The sequence below is a fragment of the Geomonas sp. RF6 genome, from assembly GCF_021044625.1.
In the GTDB taxonomy this organism is placed as follows: Bacteria; Desulfobacterota; Desulfuromonadia; order Geobacterales; family Geobacteraceae; genus RF6.
In genome coordinates this window covers 4,599,135-4,618,157 of sequence record NZ_CP087999.1, presented here as the reverse complement: position 1 = coordinate 4,618,157, position 19,023 = coordinate 4,599,135, and the positions used below count along the sequence as shown (strand labels likewise).

At 61.4% G+C, this 19,023-nt stretch carries 12 protein-coding genes and 2 tRNA genes; 7 read left to right on the top strand and 7 right to left on the bottom strand.

What is annotated here, in order from left to right; all coding sequences use genetic code 11:
* Positions 1-389: 389 nt before the first annotated feature.
* Both LPW11_RS19650 and LPW11_RS19645 read right to left on the bottom strand, forming a co-directional pair.
* On the bottom strand, positions 390-3,623 hold the full coding sequence (locus tag LPW11_RS19650; protein ID WP_230995563.1) for a PAS domain-containing hybrid sensor histidine kinase/response regulator: 3,234 nt from the start codon (positions 3,621-3,623) through the stop codon (positions 390-392).
* Between the two features lie 212 nt (positions 3,624-3,835).
* A tRNA-Leu gene (locus tag LPW11_RS19645) sits at positions 3,836-3,921 on the bottom strand.
* A 138-nt stretch (positions 3,922-4,059) separates the two neighbouring features.
* Between LPW11_RS19645 and LPW11_RS19640 the strand changes: the two genes are divergently transcribed.
* Positions 4,060-4,135 (top strand) — tRNA-Ala (locus LPW11_RS19640).
* A 68-nt stretch (positions 4,136-4,203) separates the two neighbouring features.
* On the opposite strand, the gene LPW11_RS19635 is transcribed toward LPW11_RS19640, so the two are convergent.
* The gene (locus tag LPW11_RS19635; RefSeq protein ID WP_230995562.1) at positions 4,204-4,833 is read right to left on the bottom strand and encodes a cytidylate kinase-like family protein; all 630 of its coding nucleotides are present in this window, start codon (positions 4,831-4,833) and stop codon (positions 4,204-4,206) included.
* A gap of 139 nt (positions 4,834-4,972) precedes the next feature.
* Between LPW11_RS19635 and cysE the strand changes: the two genes are divergently transcribed.
* Positions 4,973-5,794: a serine O-acetyltransferase gene (gene cysE, locus LPW11_RS19630; protein ID WP_230995561.1), complete on the top strand. Its 822-nt coding sequence runs from the start codon at positions 4,973-4,975 to the stop codon at positions 5,792-5,794.
* A 6-nt stretch (positions 5,795-5,800) separates the two neighbouring features.
* Here cysE and LPW11_RS19625 read toward each other — a convergent pair whose 3' ends face one another.
* The 4 genes from LPW11_RS19625 to LPW11_RS19610 form a co-directional block, all read right to left on the bottom strand.
* The gene (locus tag LPW11_RS19625) at positions 5,801-7,435 is read right to left on the bottom strand and encodes a methyl-accepting chemotaxis protein (RefSeq protein ID WP_230995560.1); all 1,635 of its coding nucleotides are present in this window, start codon (positions 7,433-7,435) and stop codon (positions 5,801-5,803) included.
* Between the two features lie 126 nt (positions 7,436-7,561).
* Entirely contained in the window at positions 7,562-8,536 is a 975-nt protein-coding gene (locus LPW11_RS19620) for a hypothetical protein (RefSeq protein ID WP_230995559.1), read from the bottom strand.
* Positions 8,537-8,654: 118 nt separating this feature from the next.
* Complete coding sequence (locus tag LPW11_RS19615) at positions 8,655-9,236, bottom strand: superoxide dismutase (protein WP_230995558.1); 582 nt, start codon at positions 9,234-9,236, stop codon at positions 8,655-8,657.
* A 281-nt stretch (positions 9,237-9,517) separates the two neighbouring features.
* On the bottom strand, positions 9,518-10,456 hold the full coding sequence (locus LPW11_RS19610; protein WP_230995557.1) for a phosphatase PAP2 family protein: 939 nt from the start codon (positions 10,454-10,456) through the stop codon (positions 9,518-9,520).
* A gap of 524 nt (positions 10,457-10,980) precedes the next feature.
* Here LPW11_RS19610 and LPW11_RS19605 point away from each other — a divergent pair.
* The 5 genes from LPW11_RS19605 to LPW11_RS19585 all read left to right on the top strand — a co-directional run bounded on the left by LPW11_RS19605 (position 10,981) and on the right by LPW11_RS19585 (position 19,016).
* A complete protein-coding gene (locus tag LPW11_RS19605; RefSeq protein ID WP_230995556.1) occupies positions 10,981-12,219 on the top strand; it encodes an efflux RND transporter periplasmic adaptor subunit in 1,239 nt (412 codons plus the stop codon).
* Entirely contained in the window at positions 12,220-12,942 is a 723-nt protein-coding gene (locus tag LPW11_RS19600; protein ID WP_230995555.1) for an ABC transporter ATP-binding protein, read from the top strand. It abuts the gene before it with no gap.
* Complete coding sequence (locus LPW11_RS19595) at positions 12,939-14,168, top strand: ABC transporter permease (protein WP_230995554.1); 1,230 nt, start codon at positions 12,939-12,941, stop codon at positions 14,166-14,168. Before LPW11_RS19600 ends, LPW11_RS19595 begins: the two co-directional genes overlap by 4 nt.
* Before the next feature lie 485 nt (positions 14,169-14,653).
* The gene (locus tag LPW11_RS19590) at positions 14,654-16,207 is read left to right on the top strand and encodes a TolC family protein (protein WP_331001586.1); all 1,554 of its coding nucleotides are present in this window, start codon (positions 14,654-14,656) and stop codon (positions 16,205-16,207) included.
* Positions 16,208-17,051: 844 nt separating this feature from the next.
* Complete coding sequence (locus tag LPW11_RS19585; protein WP_230995553.1) at positions 17,052-19,016, top strand: MraY family glycosyltransferase; 1,965 nt, start codon at positions 17,052-17,054, stop codon at positions 19,014-19,016.
* The last annotated feature ends 7 nt before the right edge of the window (positions 19,017-19,023 follow it).

Genomic DNA, 19,023 nt, shown 5'->3' with positions numbered 1-19,023 from the left:
CAAGAAAGCCCCTGTCTTGACGGCAGGGGCTTTCTTTGTTGCGGCTGCGGAGCTGGAAGGGATCTGTGAAATGTGCCAACGAGGAGCAAATCCCCCTTCAAAAAGGTCCATCCGGCAATTCCAGGAATTCAGCCCGGTCGCTTCCGTTGACGTGAGGGGACACTAGTGGCGCCGCGCTGGAGCACAGGCTTCCCAGCCTGTACCGCGGCGCCAGCCGCGCGGTCTGTGGCGGCTGCGCCGCCATCGCAGGCAAGATGCCTACGCTCCAGCGTGCGGCACCCGGATTCTTTGTAGCGCGTTCCCCGGAATTCCCGGATGAACCTTCGCAAAGGGGGGGACGCGAGGTCTTCTGAGGCGCTGCGTGAAACATCCTACGGCTTCCCCGCCGTTCACCGCTGCCGCTCTTTCAGGAGAACGGCTAGGGAGCTTTTCAGGTCCTGGATGCTGTATGGCTTCGCGATGACTCCCGCGAAGCCGAAGTGGCGGTGATTGGCCATGATGGCGTCTTCGGAATAGCCGCTGGAGGCCACCGCCAGTGCCGTTGGATCGATCTCCAAAAGGCGCTGCACAGCCTCGCGCCCTCCCATCCCCCCCGGCACCGTCAGATCCATAATAACAGCACAATACGGAGCCCCCTCCGCCTGCGCTGACCGGTACAACTCGAGGAGCTCCCTGCCGTCCTTGCATACCGTCGTCCGGTATCCGAGAAAGTCGAGGGAGTCCTTCGCCAACCCGCGGATGGCAGCATCATCGTCCATGACCAGCACCTTCCCGAAGGTCTGCGGCTCGACCTGTGGCTGCTGCACGACCTTCGGCACTACCCCTTCCTGGGCCGGAAGTGTGATGGCAAAGGTGGTGCCATGGTTCTCCCTCGAATAAACCTTCAGCTCCCCGTCGTGCTTTTTGATGATGGAGTAGACGGTGGCGAGCCCCAGGCCGCTCCCGCTTCGTTTCGTGGTGAAGTAGGGGTCGAAGATCCGCTGCCGGTGTTCCCCGCTTATCCCCACGCCGGTGTCCTTCAGGGTGATGCGGATCTTTTTCTCGGTCGTCTCCGCGTCCAGCGGAAGGACGTTTTCCGCCCGGATCACCAGGAGTCCTCCACCGGGCATCGCCTGGTCTGCGTTTATGACCAGGTTGCTGATAACCTGTCCCATCTGGACCGGATCTATCTCGGCCGGCCACAGGTCGCTCGAGATGTCGAAAGTGCAGCGCACGTTGGACCCGGTGAGCGCGAAGGTGGCGGAGTCCCTGATGATCTGTGCAAGGCAGGTCAGCTTCTTTACCGGGGTCCCCCCCTTGGAGAAGGTCAGAAGCTGCTGGGTAAGCTCTCGCGACCTCTCCGAGGCCTGCTGGGCGCGCTCAAGGTACGGCGCTGCCAGCTCGTCCTGCGACATCTGCATTCTGGCAAGGGAGATGTTCCCCATGATGCCGGTGAGGAGATTGTTGAAGTCGTGCGCGATGCCGCCGGCGAGAATCCCCAGCGATTCCAGCTTTCTTGCCTTGAAGAGCTCCTCCTCGATCGCCTTCTTTTCGGTGACGTCCCGGAAAACCAGCACCACCCCGAGGATTTGCCGCTCCCTGTCGAGGATGGGGGCCACCGAGGTAGCGATGGTGCGCCGCGTCCCGTCCCGCGCCACCAGCACGGTATGCTCGGTGTGCTCTACCGGGCGTCTCGTCCGGAGTACCTGCGCGGCAGGGCTTTCCGCCAGCGGCTCTCCGCTCTCCTCATGCACGACCCGAAACACCTCCGAGAGGGGGAGCCCTGCCGCCTCCACCTGGAGGTACCCGCACAGTTCCTCGGCAACGCGGCTAAGGAGCACCACCCGCTCCGAGTTGTCGACGGTGATGACGCCGTCGCCGATGGAGCGGAGTGTCACCGCAAGCCGCTCCTTTTCGCGCTCAAGCTCGTGTCTCGAGCTCTTCAGCTCGGTGACATCCGCGATGCACCCGACGAGTGCACGCAGCGATCCGTCCGGCTCCACCATTCGCCGCCCGGAGATGAAGCCGAAGAAGTCGCTGCCGTCCTTGCGCCTGTAGCGGCGCTCCGCCGTGACGCAGCGCATTCTCCCGGTTATCATGTCGTCGGTGGCTCGTATCCCTTCCTCTGCTCCTGCAGGGTAGAGCCAGTCGATGTAAAGCGTCCCCATCATCTTGTCGAGTGAGCAGCCGAACATCTCTGCGAGCCTCTTGTTCCCGAAGATGATCCTCCCTTCGGTGGAGAGGAGGATGATGCCGACCTGGCTCGCGTCGAAGATCAGCCGGAGCCGTTCCTCGCTTTCCCGCAGCTCCTGTTCCACCTGCTTCCGTTCGGTTATATCTTCAAAGACGCCGAGGAGCCCCACGACGCAGGCGTTGGCATCGTGCAGGGGGATCTTCGTGGTGTCGATGACGACCTCTCTTCCGTCCCGCCGCAGCAGGGACTCTTCCCCGTGGATCCGCGGCATGTCACGCACCATGACATCCCGGTCTCCCTGCCGGTACCTCTCGGCGACCGCGGTCTCCAGCGGGAGTTCGAAGTCGGTCTTTCCGACGATGTCGGCAGGGGAGGGGAGCCCTGCATAGTCGGCGAACTTCTGGTTGCAGCCGAGGTAGACCGACCGGGTGTCTTTCCAGAAGATCGCCTGCGGCACGGTGTTGATGATGAGAGAGAGCATCCGCTCCCTTTCGCGCAGCGCCTCTTCGGCGCGCTGGTGATTGGCGATCTCCTCCTCCAGCATCGTGGCCTGCAGCTGCAGTTCCTCCTGGATGGCGATCTCCTCGGTAATGTCCAGGACCGCGCCGACGACCGCCAGTGAGGAGGGGTCTCCCCAGGGGACGCGGCATTTTTTCACCGAAAGAACCCGCATCGCCTGATCAGCCCGCCTCGCGCGCGCCTGGAAGGAGGCGGAACCGAGGTGCTGGAGCTGCAGGTCGGTGTTCGCGTCTTGCCGGCAGTACTCCTCCGGGAAAAATTGCGCGGGGTCGGCGCCGGAGAGATCTTCTTTCGCCCGCCCGAGGAACTTCGCGAAGGCGCTGTTGCAGAGGATGAATTTCCCCTCCTGGTCCTTTACGAAGAGGGGGTGCGGTATCGCTTCGGCAAAGGTCGTCAGTTTCGCGCGCCCCTCGCACCGTTTGCACTCCGCCTGCTGAACGACGGCGACAAAACCTTCCGCTCTGCCGTCGGAGCCTTTGACCTCCCTCAGCGCCAGGCGCAGGAGGAGCTTTACGCCACCTTTCTGCTGCAGAGTCCAGTACGCCTCCCCCTCTGCCACGGCCGCAGACTGGGTAAAGGCGACCTCAAGGCCGCAGGCAGCACTCGGCAGGTCGAGCAGCCTGCGCCATCTCTCCACCTCTTCCCTTACAAGGAGGGTGTCATCGCACCTCGATCCCACAACTTCCTGCGCACTGTAGCCGAGAAGATGCTCCGCGCCGCTGTTGAAGCGGGTGATGACGCCGTCACTGTCTGTCGCGATAATGGCGGATTCCAGCAGAGAGACCGCTGTCTCCAGCTCTCTCTTCGCCTGGAGGAGTCCCGCTTCGGATCGTTCCAGCTCGCGGATTCGCTCCTCCATGCGCTGCAGATCGGCCTGCAACTCGTCGGGGTGCACCCCTTCGTCTCGAATGAGATAATTCCCGTGCTGCATATCTGTCCTTCATGCCTTGGCGCCGGGTTACTCGGCGCGAGATCGGAAAAGTGCGGCGCATTGCAGCGTTGCTGGCGGCGCCTTTCCTATCTATCGACGGGAAGGAGAATTACTGTAAGAAAAAGGATCGGCGGGGCAGGGGGAATGGGAGGGAGGCAGATGCCGGAACGAAAAAAGGCCCCGCGGGAGCAGAGCCTTTTCACACTATTTTATGGTAGCGGAGGCCGGGGTCGAACCGGCATGCACTTGCGTGCGGTAGATTTTGAGTCTACTGTGTCTGCCATTTCACCACTCCGCCACAGAAGGGGGGCCGGCAGGAACGAGGAGGGAGTATAGCGAATGGCGTATGGTAGGTCAAGCGGGAAAATTAATGGGTATGCGTGAAAAAAAACGTTGACTCGGAAAAGGCCCTCTGCTATAAACTCCTAGTCATCACGGGGCTGTAGCTCAGTTGGGAGAGCGCTTGAATGGCATTCAAGAGGTCGTCAGTTCGATCCTGATCAGCTCCACCAAATAAGCCAGAAAAGGGTTTGCGGCAATTGCCACGAACCCTTTTTTTATTTAAACCTCCCCATCCTCGTTACCCCCGGATCCTGCGAGCCATGCCGACGATGGTGTCGATCGCCAGGGGAAAGCCTGCCTTTTCCGTATCGATGCAAAGGTCGAAACAGAGACAGGTTCCCCATTTCTCTCCGCTTATCTTTTCGTTGAATTTCCTCCTCGCCTTGTCCGATTCCGTGATCATCTCCTCTGCCTTTTCCGCCCGGTTGATCCGGTACAGCTCCATGATGCGCCGGAGACGGACGTCGTGCGGCGCGTGGAGAAAGACGTTCAGCACCCCCTCGTGCCCCCTGAGGAAGTGGTACCCGCCGCGCCCGACGATGACGGCGCTCTCCTCCGAGGCGATCTTTCTGATGATGCGGGCCTGGCAGCTGAAAATCTGCTCGTCGTAGATCATCGGAACCGGCGGAGGGAAGTACCCGGCGTCGGGCGCACCTACGCAGACGGTCTGCAGGAAGGACTCCACGAAGGAGGAGACCCTCTCGTCCCTCTGTGCCAGCACGGCGGGGTCCTCGTTGAGAATCGTCGCGACCTCGGCGAGGATCTCCCGATCGACGTACCGCACCCCCAGAATTCCCGCCACCTCCTGGCCGATATAGGCGCCGCCGCTTCCCAGCTGCCGTGATATCGTTACCACTACGCGGTTCATTGCGACCTCCCGATCCTCTTCTTCTTATGTCCACGCCTTCATTATAGCCCCGTTGGCAGCGTCAGGCGCATGCCATCTCTTTGCTGTTGTCCCCTCCGTCGTCTTTTGGTGAAATAGTAGGATCGGAGAGGGGATCCGCATGAGAGGTGGCGCCATGATAGGGGAAAGGAGAGAAGGAGATTCGCTGTGGGACGGGCTGGTGGAGGAGGTGCGGGGGATGGCGTCTGCTGAGCCGGCGCTGGCAGGGTATCTCTACCTGAATGTTCTGGAGCACGCCGGGTTCGAGGATGCCCTTGCCTTTCTTCTGGCTGGGAAGCTTGGTGCCCCCCACCTGCCTGCGGTTACGCTGAGGGAGATCTTTCAGGAGGGGATGCGCGACGATCCGGGGATCTCTTTGGCCGCACGGGCCGATCTCCTGGCGGTGCGGGAGCGCGATCCTGCGGCCCGCGGCGTGGCGCACCCCTTTTTGCACTACAAGGGGTTCCATGCGCTGCAGGCGTACCGGGTGGCTCACTGGCTGTGGGGAAAGAAGAGAGAGGCGCTCGCCTACTACCTGCAGAACCGGATCTCCGAGGTCTTCGCGGTCGATATCCACCCCGCGGCGCTGATAGGGGAGGGGATACTGATCGACCACGGCACGAGTGTCGTCATCGGCGAGACCGCGGTAGTCGGGGATAACGTCTCGCTGCTGCACGAGGTTACCCTTGGCGGTACCGGGAAAGAGACGGGGGACCGCCACCCGAAGGTGGCGAGCGGCGTCCTTATCGGGGCGGGGGCGAAGGTGCTGGGAAACGTGAAGATAGGGGAGGGATCGAAAATCGCAGCGAGCAGCGTCGTCCTTGCCGACGTACCCCCGCATACCACTGTCGCGGGGGTGCCGGCAAAGATCGTGGGGCGCCCCTCCACCCTGCAGCCGGCCCTGGCCATGGACCAGGGCTTCGCTCTCGATTTCAGCATCTAATAGCGCCTACGCCACCTTGAACCACGCTGCGGTGTGCTCCAGGTCTGAGGAGAGCTTCGCCAGGATCTCTGCGGATTCCTGGATCCGGTCCGCGGACGACTCGGAGGACCGGGTGCCGTTGGCGATCGTCTCGATGCTCGCCGAGACCTGGGAAGTGACGCCGGACTGCTCCTCCGTCGCTGCAGCGATGGTGTGAATCATGTCCATGCTCTTTGTCGACGCCTCCACGATCCGCTCCAGCGCCCAGCTCGCCTCCTCCGCCTTGCTGAGCCCGCCGGCCGCCTCCTTCCTGCTGCTCGACATGGAGCGCACCGCCATTTCGGTGTCGCTCTGGATCGTCCTGATCATCCTCCCGATCTCTTTTGTCGCCTTCGCCGTCCTTTCCGCGAGGGCGCGCACCTCGTCCGCCACCACCGCGAAGCCGCGGCCGTGCTCCCCGGCTCGTGCCGCCTCGATCGCCGCGTTCAGCGCGAGGAGGTTCGTCTGATCTGCCACCTCTTCGATCGTCGCCACGATGTCACCGATCTGGGTGCTCGAGGCCCCGAGCTTCCCGATCGTATCGGAGGATGCCTCCATCGAGGCGGCAATCTTGCGCATCTCCGACATGACCTGCGCGACGGTGCTGAGGCCGTTCCTGGCCGCATCGCTCGTCTCGCGCGATGCCTCGGAGGCTTTCTCGGCACTGGAGGCGATATCCAGAAGGGTCTGGGACATCTCCAGCACCGCACTTGCCGCCTGCTCAGTCTCGGACGCCTGCTCGTGGGCGTTTCGGTTCATGCTCTGGGTGGTGGCGAGGAGCTCACGGGACTTGTCGGAGAGGGTCTCCACCAGCGTGTTCACCTCACCCGAGAAGCCGCGCAGCTTTTCGATGATCTTTTTCAGCGCCAGGAATATCTGCCCGATCTCCTCCGTGCTCTTTACGTTGATGTTTTGCCGCAGGTCCCCTTCGGCGACCTTTTCCAGCGACTTCAGTGCCCACCAGAGCGAGCGGCAGGTGACTTTCCGCACCATGAAGTTGGTGAACCATCCCCCGATGATGAAGAAGGAAAGGATGAGGAAGATGATGATGTTGCGCGACGTGGTGTAGAGGGTTTTCCCCTCATTGGCGACCGCGCGTGCTCCTTCGGCAAGTACCTTCCCGTCCCGCTCCAGGAATTCCGCCGCCTTGTCGTAGGCGCCTTTGCCGGCTCTCGCCTCTGCCAGCGCCTCGCCACCTTTCCCCTGCCGGGAAAGCTCGACGATCTTTCCGTGCGCTCCGAGATACGCGTTCCACGCCTCGCGAAAGCCGGAGACGAGCCCTCTCTCCTCGCTGGAGATCCCCTTTGCCTCGTAGGCTGCCACCCCCTTCGCCACCCCTTCTATCGCTTCCGCCATGGCGCGCTCGTAGCCCCCCTTTTCCTGCACCGGAGCGTAGATGTGGAGGACCTCCAGGGCGCGTACCTTTTCGGTCCCCTCCTTCAAGTCATCGACGAGCGCTGCCGCAGGGAGGCACTTCTCCGTCATTTCGCTCAAGTTGTGGCTGACCCTTCCCAACGTGGCGATGGTGAAGATCCCCAGGAAGAGACTGAAGGTCATGAGGATGAAATAGGTGGAGAGTAATTTCTTGGCGAGACCGAGATTGTAAAACCATTGCATGAACATGACTGCCCCTTTCCCTGCGCGATAAAGTCTCATGAGCGGCTAAGGCTCACTGCACTCATCGACATGGTATACAGAATCTTTAGCGCTTCCTCGGTTTGGCAGGGGAGGGGGAAAAGAAGGGGTGGGTCAGAAGAGGTAGCCTACTCCGGCGACTATGACGTCGCTGTCGCGGTCGTAATTGGTGACGATGCGGTTCCAGGAGAGTCGCGCGTCGATTCGGCAGGAAAAGCGGTAGGTGCCGCTCAGGGTGACGATGCCTGCGATCCTCTCCGCATTGAGGTCGCGATAGCTCTCTATGTCGAAGTAGGCACCCGCTCCGACGCCGATCCCGAAGCGGTTGTCGAAGAGATCGTCGGTGGCCCACAGCTGCGTGATGAGGCCGTCTCGGCGCACGAGGCGGCTGTCTCCCTCAAAAAGAAAGGAGATGCTCCCCTCGAGGTGAGGCACGAAACGGTGGCGCAGCTCGACCTCGGCAGCGACGGAGTTTTGGGAGTCGAGGCTGTTGACGATCGTCTGGCCGAGCATGACGGTGATCTCATTGTCCGGGATCTCGAGGGGGGCACCCGACGACTCACGCTCCCGGCCATCGGAAGGGAAGCGGTAACCGACTCCGGCAAGAGCCGTGATCGTGTCGATGCTGCCGCCGAGAGCGAGGTAGTTCCCCTGTAGCTGGACAAACCAGTTCCGTTCGCTGTACCAGGCAGCTGAAAGGGAAGTGAGGGCTTTGAATCCGTGGTCGTTGCGGTACCCGGTCGGTGAACCTTCGGCGGTGATGGTGTCGAAGTAGAGGTAGGGGCCGACTCCTGCCGAAAGTTCCAGACGGTCGGCTAGCAGAGGGAGGTGAGCCCACGCCTGCGGGGCGTAGCCGTCGCGATGGTGCCCGGACAGGTGACCCTCGTTAAGATAGGACATCCCCAAGGAAAGGCTTTTCAGGAGCCTGTGCCGATAGTCGATCTGCCAGGAGTAGGAGCTCTTTTCAGCCTCGGCGGAATCGCTGACGCCACCGAGAAGTGCCAGCTCGTTCGCGTGCGCAGGTGCGCTCGCCGCCACGGGGAGGATGGTGCAGCAAAGGACGGCGAAGGTGAGGAGGGCTCGCTTCATGCGGCTCCTGGTTCGTGCGGCGGGTAGGTGCGGGAAAAAAATTGGCCCTCCTGGCTGGGGAGGGCCACTCTCGGCACTGGCTATGCCGGCTGGCTCCGGCATGCCCTCGCCACTTAACCTACTTCAGACGGGCCTCGGCGGCCTGCCACTCGATGGTGTTGAAGAATGCGTTGATGTAGTCCGCCCTCTTGAGGCCGAAGTCGGTCAGGAAGGCGTGCTCGAAGACGTCCATGATGAGAATAGGGGTACACCCTGCCGGATGTCCGGTGTCGTGCTCGTTGATCCAGAAGTTGAAGAGCCGGCCTGTAGTCTGGTCCTGATAGAGGATCGCCCAGCCGATGCCACGGGTCGCCCCGGTGGCCCTGAAGTCCTGCTCCCATGCCTCCTTGCTGCCGAATTCCTGGTGCAGCCTCGAGGCGAGCGTGCTGTCTGCGTTCAGCGGGGTCTTTCCCCCCAGGTTCTCAAAGTACAGTTCATGCAGGCGCATCCCGTTGAATTCCCACCCAAACCGGCGCTTCATCTCTGCGAATTCCGGCGTGGCACTCTTCCCCTCTTTGGAGAGACGGCTCAGGGAGTCGTTCAGGGTATTGGTGTTGGTGACATACCCCTGGTAAAGGGTGAAGTGATTCTTGAGGAGCGTTTCGCTAAAGCCTGTCATACCGATGAGCTTGCTGTAGTCCTTCGCTTCGTACGCTGCCATGACTTTCCTCCCACTTGGTGATGATGCCAAAAGGATAAAGGGTGGTAGCCGTTCCCCGGAGGGTACGTGGAAGTGCGGTACAGGAAGTGGGGATCGCCGGGGGCCCGGCGTCCGGAACCGCATATAGTGTACCGTCGCGGGGGAGGGTGTCAATTAAGAGGAAAAAGGGGAGAGGGGAGAGATGAGCCGGGTCCGTGGGAGCGGTAGGCTACATTGGGGAAATGGAAACCGCACCACCTGGCCCTCTGACTGCCGGAGGGGCGGGTGGTGCGGGGGGGGTACTAGAAGTTGTATCCTACCGTGAGCCCCGTCATCTCCTTGGTTACCTGCGGTGCTATGGTGAGGCGGCCGAGGAGGGGGTCGTTGTCCTTCTTGTGGAAGGAAAGTATGGCCTTGCCGGTGAAGTACCCGAGCGCGCCGCCGAAGAAGACGTCGGAGGCCCAGTGCTTGTTGTCGTAGACGCGTGCGAACGCGGTAAGGGTCGCGAGGCCGTAGGCGATGGGGGGGACGTACCTGTTGTCGGCGTACTCGTTTGCAAAGACGGTCGCTATGGCGAAGGCGTTTGAGGTATGCCCGGAGACAAAGGAGCCATTCTTCACCTTCCACGCCGGGCCGTCGAAGGTCATCGGGCCGTCACCCGTCTCCGGACGGTGCCTTCCGGAGAGGTTCTTTATTCCGCCTGTAAGGACGGAGGAGATCGCGTAGCTCTCCAGTGCGAGGAGGGACGTCCTGCGCGCCTTCATGTCGTCCCCGAAGACGCCGTAGAGGTAGAAGCTGCCGACCATCGCAGGTGCATAGAGGGGGTCGCCGAAGGCGTTCCCGACTTTTGCGAGGCCGTTTGCCACGGAGTTCTGGTTACTCTGTGCGAAGTCCCTGATGGAGCGGTCCGCGAGGAAGAGCCCCGAGGTGATCCCCACGACGGCTCCCGCCTTCGCCCAGTCCCTGGCGTCCCAGTGCAGCGGCGAGGTGATTACCCCTCCTGCGTCGGTAATGACCCCTTTCAGATACTTCCCGTTGATGCGGTAGAGGTCGGAAGTAGACGGCGCGGTTTCCATGTCGGTTGCCGAAAGGGACGCGGCTGCACCCTCATCCACAGTGGCGGTGGCTGCCGCACGCCCTTCCGTAGCCGCCACGACTTCATTCCCCTTCTCCTGCGCCGCTACCTGCGTCTGCGCGGCATGTGCCGGGAGCGTGCCGAGGGAGCCGATCAATAAAGCCAATGCACTCCATTTTCTTACCCTTACCATTTCCTTATACCGTGGCGAGCCCTCATTGTGCTGCCCCCTTCCTGGAGTTGCTCCTTTAGCCTGGTTGGGCGAAAGGGCACAGCGCCCCTTGCAAGGCCTTATCCAAAAAACAGCTACTTAGCGGGTGAAGTTCAAGTATTCCTTTAGCCACACCCGGTGTGAACCTTCAAAAGCAGCACCGGCGCGGGCTCGTGGGGGATGAGGGCCGATGACAAATTTTTGCAGAAGAGCCATTTTTCTTGCACATTCGTCCATTACCTTTCCTGCACGACTCCGGGGAGACCAGGAGTCGCCGTCGTATCTGCGTCAAAAAAGTGGCTAACTCGTCAATTCCCTTAGGTGTTGACAATATCGCTCCTTATTCTGTATAGGATGCAGTGGCCTTATCCGACACTGCTCCCGACGTGGGACGGTGTGGGGCAGGAGCTACTCTGGCGTCCTCTTCCGGTGAGGAAGAAATCGAGGTATCTGGACGCAGAGGAAAGGTGAGGTTTTACGTGAAAAAGATCGTGGGATTCGCCGTCATTTTGGTGCTGGCACTTTCGGTAAGCGGCTACCACTACTTCAAGGAGCCGCCGAAACCGCAATTCAAGTTTCAGAAGGTGGAGCGCGGAGATATCGTCTCCACCGTTTCCGCTACCGGCACCCTCAATGCGGTGGTCACCGTCCAGGTCGGTACCCAGGTCTCAGGTACCGTCTCCAGACTCTTTGTCGACTTCAACTCGCCGGTGAAAAAGGGGCAGGCGATCGCCCAGATCGACCCGTCCCTCTTCATGTCCCAGGTGGAGCAGTCCACCGGTAACGCCCTGAACGCAGAGGCGACCCTTGCCAAGGCGAAGGTGACCCTTGCTGACGCGAAGAGGACACTCGGCCGCAACCGGCAGCTCCTCGAGCAGGGGATCATATCGCAGAGCGACCTCGACGCGGCCCAGACAGCGTACGATTCGGCCCAGGCCGGCGTGCAGGCGGCGCAAGCCCAGCTCGTGCAGAGCTCGGGGGCGCTGAAGCAGGCGCAGACCAATCTGCGCTACGCCACCATAAAGTCACCGGTCGACGGCATCGTCGTCTCCCGCAACGTCGACGTCGGTCAGACCGTCGCCGCCTCCTTCCAGACCCCGACCCTCTTCACCATCGCCCAGGACCTCACCAAGATGCAGATCGAGACGAGCGTCGACGAGGCGGACATCAGCCGCATCAAGATCGGACAGACCGCGAACTTCACGGTCGACGCCTATCCCGAGCGGCAGTTCGTGGGGAAGGTCATGCAAATCCGCAATGCGCCGGTGGTGACGCAAAACGTGGTCACCTACGTCACCGTCATCACGGTGGACAACAAGGACCTCCTCCTCAAGCCGGGGATGACGGCGAATGTCTCCATCGAGACGATGAAAAAAGAGGACGTGCTGAAAGTCCCGGCGGCTGCGCTGCGCTTCAAGCCGAAAACGGACGAAAAACAGGCCCGCAAGAAGGGGAAGGACGCATCGACCTCGCAGCGCGGCAGCACCCATGCCGCATCGCAAAAAGGGGAGCGAAAGATGCCGGAGCGGCCGCAGCAGAAGGTTTTTGTGCTCGACGCAGACGGCAAGCCGAAAGCGGTCTCGGTGGTAACCGGTATTTCCGACAACAGCTTCGTGGAACTCGTGGAGGGGGCGCTGAAGGAGAACGACGACGTCGTGGTGGAGCAGATACTCCCGGCGAAGAAGCAGGCGTCGATGCCGATGGGTCCGAGGTTCTAGATGGAACTCGTCGAGGTTAGCCGGATGAACAAGGTGTACGCCATGGGCGACCAGGAGGTGCACGCCATGCGCGACGTCTCCTTCACGGTGGCGCGCGGCGAGTTCGTCTCCATCATGGGGGCGTCCGGGAGCGGGAAGTCGACCTGCATGAATATCCTTGGCTGTCTCGATGTCCCCACTTCAGGGAGCTACCACCTGGAGGGGGTGAACGTACGGGAACTCTCGCCGAACGATCTGGCCGAGATCAGGAACCGCAAGCTCGGCTTCGTCTTCCAGGGCTTCAACCTCCTGCCGAGAACGACGGCGCGGGAGAACGTGGAGCTTCCGCTCGTGTACGCCCGTGTCCCAGCCAAGGAGCGCCGCGAGCGGGCACGTGCCGCTCTTGAGCGGGTGGGGCTGGCGGGGCGCGAGGGGCACTTCAGTAACCAGCTCTCCGGCGGGCAGCAGCAGCGCGTGGCGATAGCGCGGGCGCTGGTAAACGAGCCTTCCATCATCCTCGCTGACGAGCCGACGGGAAACCTCGACTCGAGGACGACGCTGGAGATCATGGGGATCTTCCAGGAGCTGAATCGCCAGGGGATAAGCCTCATCATGGTGACCCACGAGCCGGAGGTGGCGACCTTTACCTCCCGGCACATCGTCTTTCGCGACGGCGAAATCCTCTCCGATACGCCAAACAGTGCGCCGCGCCTCGTCGGGGCTCCGGAGGTGAGAGTTTCGTGACGACCTTCCTGCAGAGCCTCCTTATCGCCATCCGCGCGCTGCGCGTGAACAAGATGCGCAGCCTCCTCACCATGCTCGGCATCATTATCGGTATCGCCGCGGTCATCGCCATGGTGGCGATCGGCTCCGGCGCGAGCAAGATGATCTCCGACCAGATCTCCAGCATCGGGAGCAACCTGCTCCTCGTCCTTCCCGGCTCCATGACCAGTGGCGGCGTGCGCACCGGTAGCGGCGGCACGCAGACCCTCACCTACGACGACGCAAAGGCGATAAAGAGCGAGTGTCCGTCGGTTGCCGAGGTGGCGCCTACGCTGCGCGGCGGCGGCCAGGTCGTGTACGGGAACCAGAACTGGTCCACCGTCCTCATGGGGGTGACCCCGGCAATGCTCACGGTGCGGGACTGGCCGATCTCCGCGGGGCGCAACATCACCCAGTCCGACGTCGACGGCGCCACCAAGGTCTGCCTGCTGGGGCAGACCGTCGCCGACAACCTTTTCGGCAGCGCCGACCCGCTCGGGAAGATCATCCGCATCAGAAAGATCCCCTTTACGGTGGTCGGGGTGCTGGACCGCAAGGGGCAGTCACCGCAGGGGCAGGACCAGGACGACATCATCTATCTTCCCCTCACCACGGCGCAGAGAAAGCTCCTGGGGACCCAGTTTCCGGCGTCCGTCGGCGCCCTCATGGTGCAGGCGAAGAGCGCGGAGGTCCTGAAGCAGGCCGAGGAAGAAGTGACCGCACTCCTGAACCAGCGCCACCGCATCGGCCCTTCCCGCGAGATCGACTTCACCGTACGCAACCTCTCCGAGCTCCTCGCCGTCTCCGAGCAGGCCTCGAAGGTCCTGGCGATGCTTCTTGGCTCGGTCGCCTCCATATCTCTCCTGGTTGGCGGGATCGGGATCATGAACATCATGCTGGTATCGGTCACCGAAAGGACGCGCGAGATCGGGATCCGGATCGCCATCGGCGCGAAGAGACGCGACATCCTGCTGCAGTTTCTTACCGAGGCGGTGCTTCTCACCACCATGGGGGGGATCATAGGGATACTCTGCGGCATCGCCGGTGCCGCCGTGGTGGCAAAGGTCATCGGCTGGCCGACCCTCATCTCCCCTGCCACGGTGATCATCTCTTTTGGCTTCTCAGCTGCGGTCGGCGTCTTCTTTGGCTTCTACCCCGCGCGCAAGGCGGCGTCACTGAACCCCATCGACGCCCTGAGATATGAATAGGTTCATCCGGGAGTTCCGGGGGAGCTCGGTACATTGCCACGAAGTACTGCAGAAGGCCTAACGTTCCCCCCTTCTGGAAGGCTCTTCCGGGAATTCTGCGGGAGCGTGGGTACATTGCCACGAAGCACTGCACAAGGCGTAACGTTCCCCCCTTTGCGAAGGGGGGGCAGGGGGGATTTTATCTTCAAGTCTCCTCCAGAACCGCAGCCCGTCTGACAGTACATCTCGGTCGTCGAAACCGCCGTGCTGCGGCAGTCTAAAGATCAACGACATAGACCCCACCAGTTGTTTGCAAAGTGGAGTCAAACAAATTGCTTGAGACCACAACAGTTGCGCACTTTGCAGGACGGTGCCGGCCAAGTCAAATCCCCCCTGTCCCCCCTTCGCAAAGGGGGGGACGCGAGGCCTCATGCCGCCTTTCATTGAAACATACTACGGCTTCCCCGGAATTCTCGGATGAGCCTATGAAATAGGGGAGGGTGGACGTGACCGATACCCGCTGCATCTACCGCATCCTCCGAGGAATGAAAATGAAGCACTCCCGCAAGCTGACACTTCTTCTGGGCGCCTCCCTGCTTCTTTCTGCCGGCGCCGCTTCCGCGCAGGAAGGTCCGGTCAACCTGACGATAAAGGATGCGATCCGGCTGGTCGTGCAGCAAAATCCCGACGTCCGCATAGAGCTGTACAACCCTGCCATCGCCGAGGCCGAGCTGCGCCGCGAGCTCGCCATCTTCGACCCGGTACTGTCGCTGCAGGGCGCCTACACCAGGACGACCAACCCCAATTCCAATACCATCAATTTCGGCATCCCCCGCCAGGACCTGGTGCAGCTCGACGCGGGGGCGTCGAAGCTCCTCTCCACCGGCGGCACGGTCGGAGTAACCTTCAACAACAGCTGGACGAAAACCAGCGGCATCCCCTCTGCGGTGGTTTCCGATTACTACCAGTCCGACCTCCTTCTCACGCTCAGCCAGCCGCTCCTGAAGAACTTCGGGCGGGAGTTGACGGAATTGAACATAACCGTGGCGCGCTTCAATAAGGAAGGGTCCCTCGACCGCTTCAGGACGCGCCTTTCCGACACGGTGGCGCAGCTGCGCAACGACTACTTTACGCTGTACACCCTCCGCGAGGACCTGGAGGTGCGACGTACGTCCCTTGCGCTGTCGCAAAGGATCCTTGAAGAGACCCGCGCCCGCGTGAAGGCCGGGGTTCTCCCGGCCATGGAGATCCTCAGCGCGGAGTTCAGCGTCGCCACCCGTGAAAAGGATGTCATAGATGGGGAGCGTCTCCTGAGGGACCAGATGGACGTCCTGCGCTACTCCCTGCAGATTCCTGGCACCTCTGACATCGTCACCGCCGATCTTCCGGAGAAGGCGGAATATCTGGTGTCGGAGGACGAGGCGCTGAAGCGCGCCCTGGCGGCGCGCCCTGAGCTCCAGGCGCAACGGGTGGCTGTGCAGGTAAACGACCTGCAGCAGCGGGTGGCGAAGAACAGGATTCTTCCCGACCTGACCCTGAATGCGAGCGCTGGACTCTCCGGGCTCGATCCGAGCTACTCCAGGGAGATCGGGAACCTGGCGACCGCGCAGCAGCCGACCTGGAGCGTGGGGCTGCAGCTGAACTACCCCCTGGGGAACCGCGCCGCCAAAAACGAGTACACGAGGACGAAGCTCCTCCTCGAGCAGGCGCAGACCCAGCTGAGGAGCCAGGAGTCGGCGGTGTCGAACGAGGTGAGGGCGGCGATCAGGGCACTGAGAGCGAGCTACAAGCAGCTGGAAGTGACCGAGCGGGGGCGGGCGTACGCCGAGGAGCGGCTCCGCTCCTTCATCAAGAAAAACGCCGTCGGGCTCGCTACCACAAAGGATGTCTTCGATGTGGAGAACGACCTCGTGACCGCAAAGGGAAACCAGATCAGGGCGCTGGCGGACTACAACAACGCCATAACGCAGCTGTGGCGTTCCACCGGCGAAATCCTCGAGAGGCAGGGGGTTCGCGTCACGGAGCAGGACGCGGACGCGCTGTATCAGAAGAACAGGTAGCAACCAATCAAGTTAACGCTCTGCTACTACCTCCTCCCTTTGCAAAGGTTCTTCCGGGACTTTTGGGGAACGCGCTACAAAGAATCCGGTTCCCCCACGCTGGAGCGTAGGCATCTTGCCTGCGATGGCGGCGCAGCCGCCACAGACCGCGCGGCTGGCGCCGCGGTACAGGCTGGGAAGCCTGTGCTCCAGCGCGGCGCCACTAGCGTCCCCTCACGTCAACGGCAGCGACTGCGCTGAATTCCCGGAATTCACGGAATTCACGGATGAACGTTCGCAAAGGGGGTAACACCTGGTCTCGTGCCGCGCTTTATCGAGACGTACCCAACCGTCAGAGTTCCGGATGGCCGATGTCTTCCGCGGCTCGCACCTCGTAGTACTTCGTAGGCCGGGATAAGCCGGAGGCGTTCCCGGCGTCGGCGCCAGCCGATAGTTGCCGGAAACGCTTCGCTTATTCCGGCCTACATTTCGACACGTCCAATAAATGAAGAAAAGGGAGACAGCTGCCAGGCCGTCTCCCTTTTCTTTTCCCCTCTCTGTATGACCCGTCATAAGCCACAGTCGACTAGTACCTTCCTTCTTCGCTGCAGTATTAGATCTATTTCACATGAGCGGTCGCAGTATCAGGAAACGCGTGAATACAGTATGCAACCGCAGCTGCATTGTAAAATCTTAACCGTATTCGTCGGATAGCTGACAAAAAAGAGCTAAAGTCGCATAGAACCTCGCCGAAGACTCTTTATAAGTGACGGATAAGTCACTGTTAGTGATTTTTTAAAGAGGGTTTAAGGTAAACCACTGGTTTTAAGAACTATCGCCGGTTCAGTGGTGGAGGTTATTCAGAATGGCGCCGATTTCATACTTCTATGTCTGTCTTGCAGCGTTATTTACGTCGCTGATCATGATCCCACCCGTCTCGAAGATGGCGGTGCGGATCGGTGGCATGGATTGTCGCGACGCCCGCAAGCTCCACGACCGAGAAGTGCCCCGACTGGCCGGAGTCGCCATCTTTTTCGCCTTTCTCCTCGCTTTCATCGTTTTCATCCCGTGGCGGCAGCAATCCCTCGGCTTCGCCTTCGGCGCCCTGATAATCTTTCTCACCGGCCTCATAGATGACCTCATCACCCTCTCGCCGCGGCAGAAGTTTCTCGGTGAAGGTCTGGCAGCTCTCGCGGCAGTCCTCATCGGCGGGATACGCCTCGACTCCCTCGGCAACGTCCTCGGCACCGGCGAACTCGCACTCGGCGCACTCGCCATCCCCTTTTCCGTCATCGCCATCGTAGGGATCATGAACTCCATAAACCTGCTCGACGGCCTCGACGGCCTGGCAGGGGGGGTGACCGCCATCTGCACCGTCGCCTTCGGGGTTCTCGCCTACAAGTCCGGCAACGTGTGGCTCCTCGGCATGTCCGCCGCACTGGTCGGCGCACTCTTCGGCTTCCTGAAATACAACACCTATCCCGCCCGCGTCTTCATGGGGGACTGCGGCTCCCTCTTTCTCGGCTACTGCATGGGGATCTTCGCCATAAGCCTCATCAACGGAAGCGCGGGGAGATACTCGGAGATGACCTCCTTCATCATCCTTGCGGTGCCGATCCTCGACACCCTCTTTGTCATGTTCAACAGGGTCAGGAACGGCAAGGGGGTCTTCTCGCCGGACCGCACCCACATCCATCACCGTCTGCTGAACACCGGGATGCAGCACAAGTCGGCCGTGGTTACCGTCTACTGCCTCAGCCAGATGGCCAGCGTCATGGCTCTCTTCACGAGGAAGCTCCCTGACTTCGCGCTCGCCACCACGCTCCTTGTCGGCGCGCCCGCCCTCTACATCGCCTTCAGGATGCTGATGGCCACCCTCATGCGTCACGGCATTCACACGAGGCGGATCATTCCTTCCCTGTGGGAGGCGCGCACCAGGGCGTGCCGCCGCGCCGTTTATCTCTCGCGCTACCTGCGGGCGACCATAAAGTATCTGACGATCCTCGTGCTCCTTATGTCGGCACTCATCCCGGCGCAGAAGGGGCTGGTTTCCCCGTCTATCGCGGCGATTCTCCTGGCGCTCTCCCTGATTCTTCTCCTGATCACGGGAGACTACTGCAACCGTTTCCTCGTCTTTACCCTCTACTTCGTCGGCGGTTTCCTCGTCTTCTCGCTGGACAACGTTGCACGAAACGAAGTCTTCCTCGGTGTCAGGGTCGTCCTCTTTTCCCACGCCATCTTCCTGGTTCTCTTCGTCCTGGAGGGACTCGAAGTACTCCTGCGGCGTAAAAAAGGGATGCTGGTGAGTTCGGGGCTCGAGTACCTGATCCTTCTCATGGTCCTCACCGTCCCCTTCCTGCCGCAAGCGATGCTGAGCCAGTACCACCTCCTCACGGTGGTGGGGAAATCGATCATCCTCTTTATCGCCTACAAGATGACGCTGACGCGCAGGGCGACCGCGAGCCGCAGCCTCGTGGTGGTTACCCAGCTCGCCCTTCTTGCCTACATGGTGCAGGTGGAGACGGTCTGCCTCCTCGTTCTCTTGGGGTATGGGGTGAAGGTGGGTTTCCTGGAGCAAAGGGAGAAATGGCAAAGGGTCCTCCACTTCCGGCCGCTGCGCCCGTACCGGATGCAGCTGGTGCGCTGGCAGAGGCGCTCTGCCGCCGTATGGCACCCCGAGGCGATATACCGGGTGCTCTGGTGGTTCCAGCTGCAGGATGGCGAATTCGACACGATCGCTGAGCGCCACGGTGCGGGGAGCGGCACACCTGCCCCGGCCGGCCCGATGTGGCAGAAGCGCTACCCGGTTAATTACCGCTCGAGCAGATAGATGAAGC

Coding starts and splice junctions, on each gene's coding strand:
- LPW11_RS19585 (WP_230995553.1), top strand. CDS start 17,052: ATGGCGCCGATTTCATACTTCTATGTCTGTCTTGCAGCGTTATTTACG.
- LPW11_RS19635 (WP_230995562.1), bottom strand. CDS start 4,833: ATGAACCGCGTAGTGGTAACGATATCACGGCAGCTGGGAAGCGGCGGC.
- LPW11_RS19650 (WP_230995563.1), bottom strand. CDS start 3,623: ATGCAGCACGGGAATTATCTCATTCGAGACGAAGGGGTGCACCCCGAC.
- LPW11_RS19600 (WP_230995555.1), top strand. CDS start 12,220: ATGGAACTCGTCGAGGTTAGCCGGATGAACAAGGTGTACGCCATGGGC.
- LPW11_RS19620 (WP_230995559.1), bottom strand. CDS start 8,536: ATGAAGCGAGCCCTCCTCACCTTCGCCGTCCTTTGCTGCACCATCCTC.
- LPW11_RS19615 (WP_230995558.1), bottom strand. CDS start 9,236: ATGGCAGCGTACGAAGCGAAGGACTACAGCAAGCTCATCGGTATGACA.
- LPW11_RS19625 (WP_230995560.1), bottom strand. CDS start 7,435: ATGTTCATGCAATGGTTTTACAATCTCGGTCTCGCCAAGAAATTACTC.
- cysE (WP_230995561.1), top strand. CDS start 4,973: ATGAGAGGTGGCGCCATGATAGGGGAAAGGAGAGAAGGAGATTCGCTG.